The sequence below is a fragment of the Rhizobium sp. BK379 genome, from assembly GCF_014193955.1.
Taxonomy (GTDB): domain Bacteria; phylum Pseudomonadota; class Alphaproteobacteria; order Rhizobiales; family Rhizobiaceae; genus Rhizobium.
Genome location: NZ_JACIAD010000001.1, coordinates 828,988 through 844,451, shown reverse-complemented (window position 1 = coordinate 844,451; position 15,464 = coordinate 828,988). Strand labels below are relative to the sequence as shown.

The window sequence follows — 15,464 nt, the reverse complement described above, 5'->3', positions numbered from 1 at the left end:
GGATAGCACCCGGAACTGTCCGATCCAAATCTGCGCGCTACATCGCAGATATGGAAACGCTCTATGTCCTGCTCATCTTTGCCGTAGCCATTGCCGCGATCTATCTGGCCGGCAAGTGGAACACATCCGACGCCGACCACTATATGGGCTTCGACAATCTGCGTTCGCGCGGCAAGCCCAGGGCCTCTGATGGCGACAGGGACGCGGAAAAGGAATGAAGCCCTCATGGGGATGCGACAGGCGGGCCTGATCGGGAAGGCGCGCTGTTTTAGCTGGACATTCTCGCCTTTAAACCAGCCACAACTTCGTCCGACACCTGGCGCAATTCCTCTCGCGAAGCACCATCATAGGCCTGGACGGACAGGCCCTGCAGGACAGCGACAAGATAACGGGCCAGCGAGAGAGCGTGTTCACGGTCCAGCCAGTGCCCGAGCGTTGCTGCGATCATGTCGCGCATCGTGTCGCGGCGTTCCGCCAGCTCGCGCGCGAGTTCCGCATGGTCGGGGCCGCACTGGATCATGCCGCTCGAGATCATGCAGCCCCGCTCTCCGGCCGGGTCGATGACGGCGTCGATTGCCTTGTGGAGCAGGGTTTCAACGGTCTCCTGAAGGGTCGTGGTGGGTTTGATATCCCAGACAGGCCCGCGCAAGCCGAAATAGCGTTCGAGCGCCTCGCGGTAGAGGCCGGCCTTGCTGCCGAAGGCCGAGTAGAGGCTCGGGGGCGCGACGCCGATTGCCGCCGTCAGGTCGTTCAGCGAGACGCCCTCGTATCCATGCCGCCAGAAGAGCCGCATGGCGATGTCGATCGCCTCGTCCCTGTCGAAGGTTCGCGGGCCGCCGCGGCGTGTTTTCACAACCTTATCCATAGCGATCACTAAAGACTGCTTGACAGCAAAAGGCAAGCGGTTAGTTTGTAGTGATCGCTAAACATAAGGATTTTGGCATGTTGAGAATAATGCGCGGTATCTTGGTGGTGGTCCTGCTGGCGGGACTGTCTTCTGTGGCGGTGGCCGCGGAGAAGAATTACACGGTGAAGGCGCCTGATGGCGTCGAGATCGCGGTTCAGGAAGCGGGCGATCCCGCCGGGCCGGCGATCGTTTTCATCCACGGCCTGCTCGGCAGCCATCTCAACTGGGACATGCAGGTCGGCAGCCCCGAGCTGCAGAAGTTTCGGCTGATCAGCTACGACATGCGCGGCCACGGCCTGTCGGGCAAGCCTGACGATGCCGAGGCCTATCGCGACGGGCGCCGCTGGGCAGGCGATCTCTCGGCGGTCCTGAAGGAGACCGGAGTTCGCAAGCCTGTCCTCGTCGGCTGGTCGCTCGGCGGCGTCGTCATCTCGAACTATCTTGCCGCCTATGGCGACGGCGCCATTGCCGGCGTCGTCTATGTTGACGGCGTGATCGAACTCAATGCTGCGCTGATCACCGCGCATCCCGATGTCTATGCCGGCATGGCCTCGGATCAGCTGAAGGTGCATCTCGATGCGGTCAAAACCTTCCTGGCCCTGTGTTTTGCAACGCAGCCGGATGCGGCAACCTTCGAGCGCCTGCTCTCCAATGCCGCGATGGCCTCGTGGATCATGACGCGGACGGTTCCGTCGATGACCGTTTCGGCTGCCGAGGGTCTGGGCAAAGCGCACGTTCCGGTGCTGCTGCTCTATGGCGGCAAGGACGATCTGGTGAATGTCGAGCCGAGCATCGCGCGCGCCCGCGCGATCAATCCGGCCGTTCGGGAAAAGATCTATGCGCAGTCGGGCCATGCGCCATTCCTGGAGGAAGCACCGCGCTTCAACCGCGACCTGGCGGAGTTCCGGGACTCGGTTTCCGGCAAGTGAATTTGGTAAAGGGGGCGGGCAGGGTGCTCGCTCCCTTTCTGCTTCTGTCGCGACATCTTCTCTCGGCGCAAAGCACGCCTCAATATATGGCCCCACGCCCGAGTGCCGCCGATTGCTCCAACGTGATGGCATGGCCGAGCGGATCGGCGTGGCGATGGGCAAGCCGCCACTCTCCGTCCTCGCGCCGGTAGACGAGCGTCACCCGCAACGCCCAATCCTGTGCGGGCAGGCCGCCGACTTCGACGTGAGCGCGCTCGATGACGGCGAGCACGATCATGTCGGTGCCAGCATAGGTTTGGACGACTTCCTGTTTCAGCGTGCCGTTCCTGAAGAACTGCCGCATGCCATCCCAGGTCTTTTCGGTGAAGCCGGCCTCGTGGGACGGTGTGCCGCCGAAGGGCGACATCAGCGTGAAGTCCTGCGTGCGCGGCACGAGCGCCCGGTAGGTGTCGACATCGCCGCGCATCAGCGCGGCATTGGCCTCCTCCGATATCCGGGCGAGATCGGCTGCCGGCATATCGGCCTTGATGTCGCGGACATTGCCGGCAAGGGAGGCAAGACCGGCGGTGCCGGCAACGAGAAGGGATCGTCTTGAAGGTGACATGAGATTTCCTTTGCTAGCCTGGTCCTTTGCTAGTCTGGTCCTTTGCCGGCCCGGGATTCAGAGGCGCGGCTGCGGAGCCTGCATGCTCAAGCAATGCCGGTTTTCGGATGCTGAAGCCAATGATATGATTTCAGCGATATGCTGAATGAAACTGATCTCTCGCGCGCCGATCTCAATCTCCTCGTGCTTTTCGAAGCGGTCGTCGAGGAGGGCCATGTCGGCCGCGCCGCCGACCGGCTGAACATCTCACCGTCAGCGGTCAGCCACGGGCTTCAGCGCCTGCGGCGGATGCTCAACGATCCGCTGTTCGTGAGGACGCCGAGAGGCGTGGTGGCGACGGCGCGCGCGATGGAGCTTGCAGCACCTGTTGCCGAGATTCTCGCCAGGGTGCGAAGCGTGATTGCGACAGCCGAGCCCTTCGATCCGGCGAGGTCGAGCCGCCGGTTCACGCTGGGGGCGCCGGATGGTGTTTCCGCGGTCTTCCTGTCCGCGCTGCTCTCGGGATTGGAAAAGTCTGCGCCTGGGGTCGATATCAGCATACGCCAGCTGCTGCCGGAGCAGGGCGAAAGCGCGCCTGCGCGAGCCTGGCGCAATGCGTTTGGCGAGCTGGAAGCGCGCGCCATGGACATTGCGATCGTACCTTCCGATGACATTCCGGCGCGCTTTCACAGCCTGACGCTCTATGAGGAGGACTTCGTCATTGCCATGCGCGCCGGTCATCCTTTCGCTGAGGAACCGACGCTCGAGCGCTATGTCGGGATGCGCCACCTCGTCGTTTCACTGGGTGGCGATCCGCACGGTTTCGTCGACACGGCCCTCGAACAGATGGGCTTGAGCAGGCGGATGGCGCTGACTGTGCCAAACTTCATGTTCGCGCTCGCCATCGCCGGCGAGAGCGACATGCTGGTCGCAGTTCCCCGGCGCTTTGCCGGGATCTACGCCCCGCGCTTCGGCCTTGTGACGGTCGACGCGCCTTTGCCGCTGCCGCGTTTCCGGCTGAGTGCTGTCGCCCCGCGCGCCGCGATGATGGATGCGGGCCTCAGCTGGCTGTTCGGGATGCTGCAGTCGGCATGCGAGGGTTCTGCGGGATCGACCTGACCGGGAACGAAGGAATGCTTTCGGCCCTGGCCAACAGAATGCTCATCGACTGCTAGTTCCAGATTGTCCCGCCAGTTCGTACCGGGCGCGGCTCAGGCTGACCAGGCTGGCAATTGCCGCGCAGGCAGCCGACAGGACGACCGCAAATTCGAGGGCGGCAGAGAGCGGCAATGTCGCGAAGATCAGCGACATGGAGATCCCGCCCAGGGTCTGGCCGAGAAGCCGTGCAGTGCCCTGCATGGCGCCTGCCGCGCCGCTTCTGGCTTTCGGAGCCGAGAGCAGCAGAATACGGTTGTTCGGCGTCTGGAACAGGCCGAAACCCAGGCCGGCGATGACAGTGCCGACCAGAAACGCGATGCCTCTCGGATCGGGCGGGCAGAGAGCTGCCACAAGGAGGCCGACAGCCAGCAGCGCGCCGCCTGTCGCGCAAAGCCATGCGGTCTTGACGCGGTTTGCAAGACGTCCCGAAAATGGCGCGATGATCGCCGTCGCAACCGGCCAGGGCATCATGTAGAGACCGGCCAGAACCGGGGTCATGTGCAGCCTGTGCTGGAGATAGAAGGGTAGCGCGATGTAGCTCAGCATCTGGCCGCAGAAGCAGGATATCGAGGCGATGACTGCGACGCGGAATGCGGGTGCCGCCAGGAGATCGGTCGGAATGATCGGGGCATCGCTTTTGCGTTCCAGGCGCAGCAGGATGACAAGGCAAGCTACCGAGGCGGCAATGAGGACCGTGCCGCTTGCCGGTGCGGTTGCTATCCGGTCGGTGCCGCAGAAGAAGAGGATGAACATCGACGTGTTGGCCAGCAAGGCCTTGATGTTCAGCTTTCGCTTCGTGCCCTGCATCTTCTCCAGCAGACCGCCGCTGAGCAGCACGATGATGCCGATCGGTATATTGACCGCAAAGAGCCAGGGCCAGGTCGTGACGGAAAGGATGGCGCCGGCAATGCCTGGACCGGCAGCGGAAGAAATCGCGATGACCATGGCATTGACGCCGATGATCGGACCCAGCATGTGCTGCGGCAAGGCTGAGCGCAGGTTCATCATGGCAAGTGCCATGATCGCGCCCGCGCCGAGGCCCTGCGCGAAACGGGCAAGGATCAGCAGGGAAAGGTCGCCTGCGAAGGCGCAGGCAGCCGAAGCCGCTGTGAACAGCGCGACGCCGATCAGGAAGACCCGCCGCGCGCCATAGACTTCCCCGAGCGCGCCACACGGAAGAAGGGCGACCAGCACGGCCAGCTGATAGGCTGAGACGACCCATACGGTGCTGCCCGCTTCCACGTGCAGCGAGAGTGCGATCGAGGGCAGGGCGACGTTGGCAATGGCTCCATCAAGAACGACGAGAACAGCCGAGAGAAGGATGAGTGCGATGGCCATGTACTGTCGAGGCGATGCCGGGCCATCCTGAGAAATCGGTGCGGTGGAGGCGAGGGACATTGAGAAACTCCCAATCGTTGTCGGATGGCCGACCAGTTAGGCCTTGACGGCTGCAAGCGCCAGACGCAACGAAATCAAACGACTGTTGCATCAAGCGCCATGCCTGAGTAAATTGAGCCATGTCCGATCTCGACCTCAATCTTCTGGTGGCACTCGATGCGCTGCTGCGCGAGAGAAGCGTATCGGCCGCCGCGCGCCGGCTTGGCCTCAGTACATCAGCCATGAGCCGGACGCTGTCACGATTGAGGGCTGCGCTCGGCGATTCGATCCTTGTGCCGGCCGGGCGCGGCATGGTCGCAACGCCCCATGCCCTGGCGATCGCCGAAGACGTGCATTCGTTGAGAGAAGCCGTGAAAGCGGTGCTCAGTCCGCCGTCGAGCGTCGAAATCCGCGAGGTGCGCCGCGATTTCACCATCCGTGCCAATGAGGCGTTCGTGCTTATTTTTGCCGCGGGCCTGAGCGCTGCTGTGGCGAACACGGCACCAGGGATAAGGCTTCGGTTTGCGCCGCGAGCGGACAAGGACGTTCAATCCTTGAGAGACGCGGCCGTGGATCTGGATATCGGGGTCCTGCCGACGGAGAGCGGGGAACTGCGTTGCCAGACCCTTTTTCAAGACCGGTATGTGGGTCTTGCACGGACAGGACACCCAATTTTCGATGCAGATCCGATCACGGTCGAGAGCTATTCCGCCTGGGGCCACGTACTGTTTTCACCGCATGCGGATTTTGCCGGCCCGGTCGACAGGGCGCTTGCCGAACTCGGCGTCTACCGCGATGTCAGACTGATCGTGCCAAGCTTTCCAACAGTAATCGCGGTTGCGGCGGCATCCGATTTGATCGGCGCGATTCCGAATTCTTATCGCAAATCCGCCGCAACAAGCCAGATCAGGACTTTCGACCTGCCGGTCGCGGTGCCGGGTTTCGACATCGTCCAGGCGTGGCACCCGCGGATGGATTCAGATCCCGTTCATCGTTGGCTGAGAGCGCTGATCTTCGAGACGTTCAAGTCAATGAACTGAGCGCGCATTCGATAGTGAAAAGGACGGGTATCGGGGCAAGGCAGACGCTGTTCGTCGCCGTGCGCCGGCCGCTTTTGCGCGTGCCGCTTTGATCGCGATTGACAGACATCACTCCTTGTTCCTGCGCGATCGACGTATCCAGTCGAATATAACGTCGTTGTATACGGCCGAATATCATGCTAGCGGTCGGCTCCATCCTCGAGGACCTACGCCCATGATCTCCCGTCTCGCTTTCGTTGCGAAAATCGCCATTGCTATCAGTGGTTTATTGTTGTCTGCTCCCGCCTGGGCCGACCGTCTGGTTACCGATCAGATCGGCCGACAGGTGCACATCCCTGACGTCGTCAGCCGTGTCGTCATCCTGCAGCACCAGACGCTCAATATCGCCGTGCAGATGGATGCGATGGACAAGGTGGTCGGTGTACTCGACGAGTGGAAGAAGCAGCTCGGCGCCAATTATGTGCGTCTCGCACCACAGCTTCCGAACCTTGCAATGCCGGGTGGCCTCACCAAGGTCAATATCGAGGAGTTGCTGAAGCTGAAGCCGGATGTGGTGTTCGTCACCAACTACGCGCCGGCCGACATGGTCAAGCAGATCGAGGATGCCGGCCTCGCCGTCGTCGCCATCTCGCTGCTCGACGTGCCGCCGGCCGAAGCCGTCAAGCTCAATCCGAGCGTCAAGGACGAGCCGGCCGCGATCGACGCGGGTTTTGCGACCGGCGTGCGGCTGATCGCCGACGTGCTTGACCGCAAGGAAAAGGGCGAGGAGATGATCGCGGCCACCAAGAAGACCCGCAAGCTCGTTGCCGACCGGCTCGCCGACATCCCGGAAGACAAACGCGTCGCCACCTACATGGCCAATCCGGACCTCTCCACCTATGGCCGCGGCAAATATACCGGCCTGATGATGGAGCGCGCCGGCGCCCGCAACGTCGCGAACTCGATCGCCGGTTTCAAGCAGGTGTCGATGGAAGACGTCCTGACATGGAACCCGGCCGTCATCTTCGTCCAGGAGCGTTATCCGGCCGTCGTCGACGAGATCAGGAAGGCCGATTCCTGGCAGACGATCGATGCCGTCAAGAACGGCAAGGTCTACCTGATGCCGGAATATGCCAAGGCCTGGGGCTATCCGATGCCGGAAGCGATGGCGCTCGGTGAACTCTGGATGGCGAAGGAACTTTATCCCGAGCGGTTCAAGGATATCGACATGCAGAAGGAAGCCGATGCCTATTACAAGGAGTTCTACCGCACCGACTATCGCCCTGCGCAATGAATGACGACGTCTTCCCGCGACGCCCGCCATCGGTGATCATCGCGTTACTGGCGGTCACTCTGGCGCTCGTCGCGGTCGCTTCCCTTGGCATAGGCCGTTACGACATTCCGTTCGCGCGGGTAATCGAGATCCTCTTGGCGCCGATTTCCCCGCCGGACGTGCCGGTAACGCCGACGGAGGCGAATGTCGTCTTCACGGTGCGCATGCCGCGCATCCTGCTGGCGCTTCTGGCCGGCGCGGGTCTCGCACTCTCCGGCGCCACGATGCAGGGCGTGTTCCGCAATCCGCTCGTGGGGCCGCAGGTGATGGGCGTCTCTTCGGGTGCTGCCTTCGGTGGTGTGCTCGCCATCCTCTTTAGCTTTCCGCGGTACGGGCTGCTTGGCTCGGCCTTCGTCTTCGGGCTTTCGGCCCTGGTTCTGGTCTACGCGCTGAACGGCATCGTCGCGCGCCGCAACATCCTGGCGCTGGTACTGGCCGGTGTCGTCGTCACCGCCTTCTTCGGTGCGCTCGTCAGCCTCGTCCAGTATCTGGCCGATACGGAGGACAAGCTGCCGGCCATGGTCTTCTGGCTGCTCGGCAGTTTTGCCACCGCCAATTGGGAAAAGTTCCTGCTGATCGCCGCACCGGTACTGATCTGCAGCTTTCTGCTGCTCGGCCTGCGCTGGCGCATCAATCTGCTCTCCATCGGCGACGAGGATGCCCGCGCGCTCGGCGTCAATGTCGAGCCGCTCCGTTGGCTGATCCTAATCCTCGTCTCCTGCATCGTATCGGCGCAGGTGGCCGTCAGCGGCGCTATCGGCTGGGTCGGGCTGGTCGTGCCGCATATGGCGCGCATGCTGGTCGGCCCCGATCACCGGGTGATGATGCCGGCCTCGCTAATCATCGGCGCGCTTTACCTGCTGATAATCGATACCGTCGCCCGCACTGCCACAGCCACGGAAATCCCGCTCGGCATCCTGACCGCGCTGATCGGCACGCCGGTCTTCGCGCTGGTGTTGAAGCAGACCCAGAGAGGCGCACGTGGATTCTGATCCGGTCATGCTGCGCATCGAGGCCGTCAGCCAGTCCTATGACGGCGAGCACTGGCAGTTCCGCGATCTCGACTTCGACCTGAGGGCAGGTGAGATCACCGCCATCCTGGGGCCGAACGGACGCGGAAAATCGACATTGCTGCGGGTTCTGGCAGGACTTCTGAAGCCAACCTCCGGCCGGGTGGAACTCAATCAGGGCACCGGCTTCGTACCACAGGAGTTCGTCGGCTCCTTTCCCTATTCGGTACTGGATGTGGTGCTGATGGGCCGCGCCCGGCATATCGCGGTTTTCCAGACGCCGCGAAAGCGCGATGTGGAAAAGGCGATGGCGGCACTCAGCGCCACCGGCATGGCCGACTACGCGTCGCGCAATATCGAGGCTTTGTCCGGTGGCGAGCGTCAACTCGTGCTGATTGCCCGCGCGCTTGCGGGTGAGAATGCGGTTCTGTTGCTCGACGAGCCGGCTTCCGCGCTCGACCTGAAAAATCAGGATGTCGTGCTCTCCCTGCTCAGCGAATTGGCCGATCGTGAAAAGCTCGCCATTGTCTTTACCACCCATCAGCCCAACCACGCGGTCGCCGTGGCTGACAAGGTGCTGCTCATGCTGCCGCAGACGAGAACCGTCTTCGGCGCGACCGAAGAGGTGATGACGGAAGCCTATCTGGAAGCGCTTTACGGCATTCCGATCCTGTCCGCGCGCCTCGGCAGCGGTGAGCGCGAAGAAACCGCTTTCGTACCGCTCTTCCGGCAAAGAGACCGAAAAGGAGAACGTCGATGACCCAATCCGTGAAGGTCCTCTCCGCTGGCAGCATGCGGCATGCATTTCCTGCCATCATCGGCGCTTTCGGGCAGATGACGGGTATCGGGATTTCACTGTCACTTGGACCTGCCGGCCTGTTGCGCGAGCGGATCGAGGCAGGCGAAGCATTCCATCTTTTTGCTTCGGCCAATATGGCGCATCCGCGACGTCTCGCTTCCCTCGGCATCACGGAAGAGCCCGTCTGCTTCGCGCGCAATCGGCTTTGCGTGATCGCACGCGCCGATCTCGGCCTCACGACGGAGAATTTTCTCGACATCCTGTCAGATCCCCAGGTGAAGATCGGCACATCGACGCCAGGCGACGATCCTTCCGGGGACTACGCCTTCGAGGTTTTCGACCTTGTGGAGGCGCAGCATCCAGGCATGGGCGTGGCGCTGAAAGCCCGCGCGCGGCAACTGGTCGGCGGCCGCAATTCGCCGCCGACACCGCCCGGCAAGAGCGGCGGTTATCTGATCACTGACGGCGAAGCCGACCTTTTCCTGAGCTATTATTCCAACGCCCGGCTGCTGGAGGCCGATCCAGCTTTCCGCGTCGTGGAAATCCCGGCGGAATTCTCTCCCAAGGTCGAATATGGTTTGGGGCTGTACAAGGGCGCTCCGGACGATGCGATAGAATTGCGGGATTTTCTCCTATCCGATCAAGGGCAGGAGATATTGAAAGAAGCAGGCTTTTCGCGGGTCGGCTAGATTTCGCGGATGCAATCCTCATGTGCCTGGCCGTTCGGCGGATCGCAACCATGCGCGATAGCCGAAACGCCGCCATCGAACTCCCTCGCAAAACTTGGCCGATCCGGAACATTTGTTGGCAGCTTCGCGAAATCCGGCTTCGGCGCAGAATGCTAGGCTCGCCTCACTTGCTTCACTCTCGAAAGGCCGTTGCCCGTGCTTCTGGATCGTTCCCGCCTGCCTGTCGTCTTCATCCGCACCGAGGCTAATGCCGAAACTCCCATCAATGATCAGATCGAGGCTCTCCTGGAGCAGCGGCGGCCTTTCGTGCTCGTCACGGATCACGCACCCGACGATCATGACGAGGACACGCAGGAGGAGCGCAAGGAGCGGGCGCTGTTTTTCAAGAAGATCAAGGACCGGATGAGGGCCTATTGCCGCGGCATGATCGTCATCGATGGCGGCAGGCCGATGTCGCCCGCCATCAAGATCGCGGCAGTCACGGCCGGAAAGGCCTTCGGCTTCGCGATCGTGTTTGCCACGGACGAGGAGGAGGCGGAGCGCAAGGGGCGCAGCCTCATCGGCAGCAGGGACGATGCCTGGTTACTTTGAATCCGGCTTCTGAGATAAAGCAATGCGCCGTCGGTTGAGCTCGCAATGGGGATCGGCAATGGATATTCCGGATAGATTTGACCCCGCGCGGATCGACGATGTGTCGTGGCCGGCCTTCAGCTTCATCACCGAAACGACATTCGTCGGCGAGTCCGAGCCGCATCGCCACCAGAAGGCGCAGCTGCTCTACGTGATCAGCGGGGTGCTGACGATGAGGGCGGCCGGCGGCGTCTGGACGGTGCCGCCGAATTGCGCGCTGTGGATTCCGGGCGGCACCGCCCATAGCGGGCGCGTCTGCGGCCATGTCAGGATCGGCAATCTCTATGTCGACGCGAAACTAACCGACGGACTGCAGGACGAATGCGGCATTCTCTTCGTCCAGCCTTTTCTGCGCGAGCTGATCTTTCGGCTGGAGCCGCGCCCCGATAGTCCGGATATCGCGCCCGAACGGCTTAACCGGCTGGTGGGCGTGCTTCTCGATGAACTGCGCGCCGCGCCGCTCGAGCCGATCCACCTGCCGATGCCCGCCGACCGCAGGCTGCAGCGGCTGACGGAGGCGATGGTCGCCGAGCCCGGCCTGCGCTTCACCATAGACGAATGGGGCGCGCGGGTCGGCGCCAGCAACCGCACGCTCAGCCGCCTGTTCCAGCGGGAGACGGGCATGTCCTTCATGCGCTGGCGCCAGCAGCTGCATATCGGCGTGGCGCTTCAGCGGCTGGCGGCCGGGCAGCTCGTGACCGTGATCGCCGGGGATCTCGGCTATGAAAGCGTCAGCGCCTTCATCGCCATGTTCCGCCGCATGCTCGGAACGACGCCGACGCGCTATTTCAGCGACCAGATGCCGGCGAGCCAGCACAGGCTGGAAATCACGGCGGACTGGCGCACGGAGCCGGGCGAGCGTGACGGAGGGGATGTTGCCAAGGGGTCGGCATCCAATCTGGTGCCGTTCAGGCGGGAGCCGAATTGATATTTCCAGGCGAGGCCTAGAACAGCAGATCCACATTGTCATGAGACCGGGTGAGGGGCCGGCCCTCCAGGAAACGGCATGGACCGGGGCCGGCCGCCGTTGCCTGCAGCACCGAGACATCGCCTGAAGGGCTGATGTGAAGCGCCGACAGGATATTCGTTGCAAAGGCGCCGGTATCGATGGCAATCCGGTTCGGGAAGACCTCGACGCGTTCGCTCGCGGTGATCGTGTGCCCGTGAACGACGATCTTGCCGAACGAGGCGCTGGCATTCAGGAACTCGCCGCGTATCCACATCAGCGCCTGCGCCTCCTGTTCGGCCAGGGCAATGCCGGGTTTCAGGCCGGCATGGACGAGGATGTGGTGGTCGAGCTCGACATAGCGCTCGGCATCGCGCAGGCATTGCAGGCGTTCGTCTCCGAACCGGCTCCGGATTTCCTCTGCAGTGATGCTTGCCTCAAGGGGCAGGCCGAAGGAGAGCATGGTCTCGCTGCCTCCGAGGTCTCGCCAGTGGCTGACAAGATCTGCCCGCGCGACCGGGTCCGTCTCGTCGAGGATCAGAAGCGGGATGGCGTCATGGTTGCCGCATATCAGTTTCGAGCCCGGCCTGTCGCGCAGCGTCTGGATGACGAGATCCAGCGCCCTGAGGCTCTCCGGCCCGCGATCCATGATGTCGCCGAGGAAGACGATCCGGTAATCGATCCCTTCGTCACGCGCTTTGCCTGAAATGCCTGAGAGCATCTCCTCCAGCAGGTCGGCGCGACCGTGGATATCGCCGATGGCGAATGTGTGCAGAGAAGCGTTCCCGGTCATCGATGCCTGGCTCCGTTATGGCATTTGGTATGGCATTGTTCGCGAGCCGCGCCAAGCTGGAGTGAGCAACGAAGATGGATGATACCGGACGCGGCGGCCGAAATAGATTTGCGCCGATGTTTGCGGGCGATTGTGGCTCGGAAAAGACCCCGCCCCAAACCCCTCCCCACGAGGGGGAGGGGCTTAACGTGCGGCCGCCTTTTTCCTTCACATCTTTAGCGTCTCGGGAGAGAAACGCCGCGCTCAGGGCCAGTCCCTCCCGCTTGTGGGGAGGGGTTTTCTTTCGGGCTGCAGAGCGGACAGAAAGTGCCGTTGGCTCGCCGGGGCCGAACGCCGAAGCAATCCGCTCACGAGGGTTTTCCGGCCCTCTTGACCAGCCGCCACCGGCCTTGCCCGATCGCCTGGCGATTGGCGATCTTTTCGGGCGCAGTGCCGGTCAGCACGGCTTTTATGTCGTCGCGCATCTGCGGGAAGACCCGGTAATATTGATGATTTTGCGGCTCCGATGCAGAGAGGATGGCGCTGACGTCGACGGCCGATACCTTGTCGCTGATCGTACCCATATTGTCGGGGCCGTCGGCGCCGAGGCGCGGGCCGTTGAATTTCGTGCCGCTGCTGAGCGTGCTCAGGATCCAGTCCTTCTCGGAATAGTAGACGGTGATCGACCGGCAGATCCGGGGCAGGAACTTGAACTTCGCGGGATCGTCGAAGGCATCCGCATCCTCGTCGGCGGCGGCCAGGATCACCTTGTCGAAATAGCGGCGGAGCGGCGATGACGGTGCGCCGTCGAGCGAGGTCATGGCATTGACGGCCGAAAGCGTCGGGGAGGCGGGTTCGGGCAGTTTCATCAGCGCCTGCAGCGCGTTGCGCATCACATAATTGCCCATGCTGTGGCAGATCAGGTGGATGGCCTGGTCGCAGCGTTCTTCCTCGCTGAGCTTGTCGACGAAATCGCTGAGGCGGCGCAGGGTTCTGGCGATCGCGATGCCGGATGCCGCCGCCGTCTTGCGGTCATGGGCATAATCGCCGAATGGCGTGGGTATGGGCAGGAGCGAGGCGAGCGACGGCCAGGAGAAGACGAACATGTTGACGTCGAGCCCGTAGAAGGCGCTGAGCCACCCGGCGCGCTCGATGGAATCGACGAAACTGTTGCTGAAACCATGGATGAAGGCGATCGTCGGCTTGTTGTCGGCCTTCATCGAGGCGCGGATGGCATCGAAGATCGTGTCGCTGCCAAGCGTCGGCGCCTCGCCCTCGGCGAAGAGAAGCTGCTGGCTGGCCACGGCAAGCGAGCCCGGCACCATCACATTGGTCTTCCTCGACAGATTGACGTCGACCTTGGCGCTGCCATAGCGCACATCGATGCCGCTGGTCGGGCCGAGCTCCGTGCCGAAACCGATGATGCGCTGATGCTGCGGATCGGTGGGATCGAGCAGCGGCTGGCGATTGGTTGCGAAGTAAACCGTCTTGATCATGATCTTCTTCGCCTCTCGACGACGCGACCGTGCGGCTGTCGTTGCATGATGAACGCGATAGCAAGCGGACAGTAAATCCCGCCACGACTGGCGTATTAATTACGCCGATCCGTGTGGATTTGTAGTATTCAATTTTTCTTTGAATATTTCCTAAAGAATTAGCTAATGCATTCTAGTGAGGATTGCAACAGGAATCAGGTTATCCCGGAGGGCGTCCGTGAATTCATGTGGTCCCGGCATGATCCGTGCGAAGAACCGCTCGACGATCCACCAACTGATCTGACTTGGAGCGAATGACTGCTTTCGGCTCCTTTGCGGACACTCCAATGACCGGAGTTTCGCGCGCGGCGTCCAGAGCTGGCTCGACTGGCAGGATAGACGTCGATGAGGATTAGCGCTGCGTTACCGCTTGAGCGGGACAGACGCTGCAACTCCTCTCGAGCTTTTCCAAAGCGCCAGCACCGGCCCAGCTTTCAAAGCCATATGCCTTGACGCGTTGTCTGATGAGGCAGCAGTCGGCGCGACCGGCCAAGGCCGGCTCAAGCGGATAATCGGTCCAGAACCTTTCTGCAGGCTTCCAGTAGCCCAGAACATCGAGCAGCGACACGCCGAAATAATATTCGTCTGCGTAGGAGTCCCCGTAACCAGGATTGTGCCGATAGGTGCCGTCCGGGTTCAGAGTGTTTTCGAATGACCAAAGCAACATCTGGCGGATTTCATCGCGGGCCTTCCTGCGCTCCTCCTCGCTCATGTGGGGCCAGCCGAACTTGAAGATTGAGGCGACATCATAGAGGTTGTGGTTGTTAAACTTCCCACCGCTGCGCCACCCGAACGGATAGGGATCGTCCTTGATGGCAAGCGTCGTCCTGATGATCTGCGGCCAATGATCCACTTCGCCCTTGCTGTATCGCACGACATGAAATGTTATGCTGAGATCGGTGGTCTTGCGTATCTTGCCATCGATGACGTACCAGGCTCCCCAATAGCCAGTTGCGGTATCCTGTGAGCCGTGGATAAAAAACCATGCAGCCTCGCGTGCTTCATCCCAGTCTATGCTTTCGTCGAGCGCTACGTAGCCGGAAAGTATATCCTGGAGATCACGCTTGTAGGCTGCCGTCGAGTAACTCGTCATCAAGCTGCTTAGCTCGCCACGGTTGTCGATGCCGGTGTTTTCGATGTCCGAGATCAGCAGGCTCTGCAGATAGTTGATGAGTTCACGGCCGGTGCGCAGCCTCGGGCGCAAACGATAGTGAGGGGGTTCGCCCTGGCTTGTGAGAAGGCCGATCGCCGTTGCCGTCGCGCCTACTCGCATGAACCATTGATCATAGCAGAGTCCCCAGAAGCCATCGACCGGCGATTGCTCGCTGGCAAAGTTCTGGTCTTTATCCTGTAAGCTCCGCTCGATGCGCTCCAGCTTGTCCTCCAGCGCATTCCAGTTTGCCGTGTAGCCGAGCAGCCACTTTGCCTCGAGATACAGTTGCTCCGAGCATTGCAGAGTGTTGCCCGCAGCTTGTTCGGCAGCGATCCCGGCCGCGAGCGCTTCGAGGCGCTCCGCATAGTGCTGACGCCGTTCTCGATAATTGGGGTCAAACGCCTCGAACTCGCGAACAATAATGTCTCGCATGTCGCCCTGGTCCGCGAGCGCGACTGAGGGGAAGCCGTAGAAAATTGCGACGACCCCCGAAAGCGCCAGCAGCATCTGCCGAAACCCTGCAGCAATGCGGCGACTCCACAGCGCATGTGCCATTGTCTCCTCCACATTCGCCAGGTGGTCCCGTTGCGCTACGACGACGGCTAGCCGCTTGGCTTTCGCGGA

16 protein-coding genes are annotated in these 15,464 nt (G+C 61.9%); 10 read left to right on the top strand and 6 right to left on the bottom strand.

Annotated elements, in window-relative coordinates; genetic code table 11:
* Positions 1 to 50 precede the first annotated feature (50 nt).
* Positions 51 to 218: a hypothetical protein gene (locus FHT93_RS04300; protein ID WP_162735800.1), complete on the top strand. Its 168-nt coding sequence runs from the start codon at positions 51 to 53 to the stop codon at positions 216 to 218.
* A gap of 50 nt (positions 219 to 268) precedes the next feature.
* On the opposite strand, the gene FHT93_RS04295 is transcribed toward FHT93_RS04300, so the two are convergent.
* Positions 269 to 865, bottom strand: a complete 597-nt coding sequence (locus tag FHT93_RS04295) for a TetR/AcrR family transcriptional regulator (RefSeq protein WP_183846269.1) — start codon at positions 863 to 865, stop codon at positions 269 to 271.
* Between the two features lie 77 nt (positions 866 to 942).
* On the opposite strand from FHT93_RS04295, the gene FHT93_RS04290 reads away from it, so the two are divergent.
* Positions 943 to 1,836, top strand: coding sequence for an alpha/beta hydrolase (locus tag FHT93_RS04290; protein WP_183846267.1), 894 nt, complete (start codon positions 943 to 945; stop codon positions 1,834 to 1,836).
* 79 nt (positions 1,837 to 1,915) lie between these two features.
* On the opposite strand, the gene FHT93_RS04285 is transcribed toward FHT93_RS04290, so the two are convergent.
* A complete protein-coding gene (locus FHT93_RS04285) occupies positions 1,916 to 2,440 on the bottom strand; it encodes a nuclear transport factor 2 family protein (protein WP_246781538.1) in 525 nt (174 codons plus the stop codon).
* Positions 2,441 to 2,578: 138 nt separating this feature from the next.
* Here FHT93_RS04285 and FHT93_RS04280 point away from each other — a divergent pair, with 138 nt between their 5' ends.
* Positions 2,579 to 3,538 carry a LysR family transcriptional regulator gene (locus FHT93_RS04280; protein WP_183846265.1) on the top strand — a complete coding sequence of 320 codons (960 nt, stop codon included), beginning with the start codon at positions 2,579 to 2,581 and terminating at the stop codon, positions 3,536 to 3,538.
* 42 nt (positions 3,539 to 3,580) lie between these two features.
* Here the strand turns inward: FHT93_RS04280 and FHT93_RS04275 are convergent, their stop codons facing one another.
* A complete protein-coding gene (locus FHT93_RS04275; RefSeq protein ID WP_183847516.1) occupies positions 3,581 to 4,915 on the bottom strand; it encodes an MFS transporter in 1,335 nt (444 codons plus the stop codon).
* Positions 4,916 to 5,094: 179 nt separating this feature from the next.
* On the opposite strand from FHT93_RS04275, the gene FHT93_RS04270 reads away from it, so the two are divergent.
* The 7 genes from FHT93_RS04270 to FHT93_RS04240 all read left to right on the top strand — a co-directional run bounded on the left by FHT93_RS04270 (position 5,095) and on the right by FHT93_RS04240 (position 11,362).
* A complete protein-coding gene (locus tag FHT93_RS04270; protein ID WP_183846263.1) occupies positions 5,095 to 5,994 on the top strand; it encodes a LysR family transcriptional regulator in 900 nt (299 codons plus the stop codon).
* A gap of 214 nt (positions 5,995 to 6,208) precedes the next feature.
* Positions 6,209 to 7,267 (top strand): ABC transporter substrate-binding protein, encoded by a 1,059-nt coding sequence (locus FHT93_RS04265; RefSeq protein WP_183846261.1) that lies wholly within the window; start codon positions 6,209 to 6,211, stop codon positions 7,265 to 7,267.
* Positions 7,264 to 8,298: an iron ABC transporter permease gene (locus tag FHT93_RS04260; RefSeq protein ID WP_183846259.1), complete on the top strand. Its 1,035-nt coding sequence runs from the start codon at positions 7,264 to 7,266 to the stop codon at positions 8,296 to 8,298. Before FHT93_RS04265 ends, FHT93_RS04260 begins: the two co-directional genes overlap by 4 nt.
* On the top strand, positions 8,288 to 9,076 hold the full coding sequence (locus tag FHT93_RS04255) for an ABC transporter ATP-binding protein (protein ID WP_348649758.1): 789 nt from the start codon (positions 8,288 to 8,290) through the stop codon (positions 9,074 to 9,076). Before FHT93_RS04260 ends, FHT93_RS04255 begins: the two co-directional genes overlap by 11 nt.
* Positions 9,073 to 9,804 (top strand): molybdate ABC transporter substrate-binding protein, encoded by a 732-nt coding sequence (locus FHT93_RS04250; protein ID WP_183846257.1) that lies wholly within the window; start codon positions 9,073 to 9,075, stop codon positions 9,802 to 9,804. The genes FHT93_RS04255 and FHT93_RS04250 overlap by 4 nt, the downstream gene beginning before the upstream one ends.
* A 195-nt stretch (positions 9,805 to 9,999) precedes the next feature.
* Positions 10,000 to 10,395 carry a hypothetical protein gene (locus FHT93_RS04245; RefSeq protein ID WP_183847512.1) on the top strand — a complete coding sequence of 132 codons (396 nt, stop codon included), beginning with the start codon at positions 10,000 to 10,002 and terminating at the stop codon, positions 10,393 to 10,395.
* A gap of 58 nt (positions 10,396 to 10,453) precedes the next feature.
* Positions 10,454 to 11,362, top strand: a complete 909-nt coding sequence (locus FHT93_RS04240) for a helix-turn-helix transcriptional regulator (protein ID WP_183846255.1) — start codon at positions 10,454 to 10,456, stop codon at positions 11,360 to 11,362.
* A gap of 16 nt (positions 11,363 to 11,378) precedes the next feature.
* On the opposite strand, the gene FHT93_RS04235 is transcribed toward FHT93_RS04240, so the two are convergent.
* The 3 genes from FHT93_RS04235 to FHT93_RS04225 form a co-directional block, all read right to left on the bottom strand.
* Entirely contained in the window at positions 11,379 to 12,173 is a 795-nt protein-coding gene (locus FHT93_RS04235) for a metallophosphoesterase (RefSeq protein ID WP_183846253.1), read from the bottom strand.
* A 347-nt stretch (positions 12,174 to 12,520) separates the two neighbouring features.
* Positions 12,521 to 13,648, bottom strand: coding sequence for an alpha/beta hydrolase (locus tag FHT93_RS04230; protein WP_183846251.1), 1,128 nt, complete (start codon positions 13,646 to 13,648; stop codon positions 12,521 to 12,523).
* Between the two features lie 391 nt (positions 13,649 to 14,039).
* Positions 14,040 to 15,395, bottom strand: a complete 1,356-nt coding sequence (locus FHT93_RS04225) for a hypothetical protein (protein ID WP_183846249.1) — start codon at positions 15,393 to 15,395, stop codon at positions 14,040 to 14,042.
* Between the last annotated feature and the right edge of the window lie 69 nt (positions 15,396 to 15,464).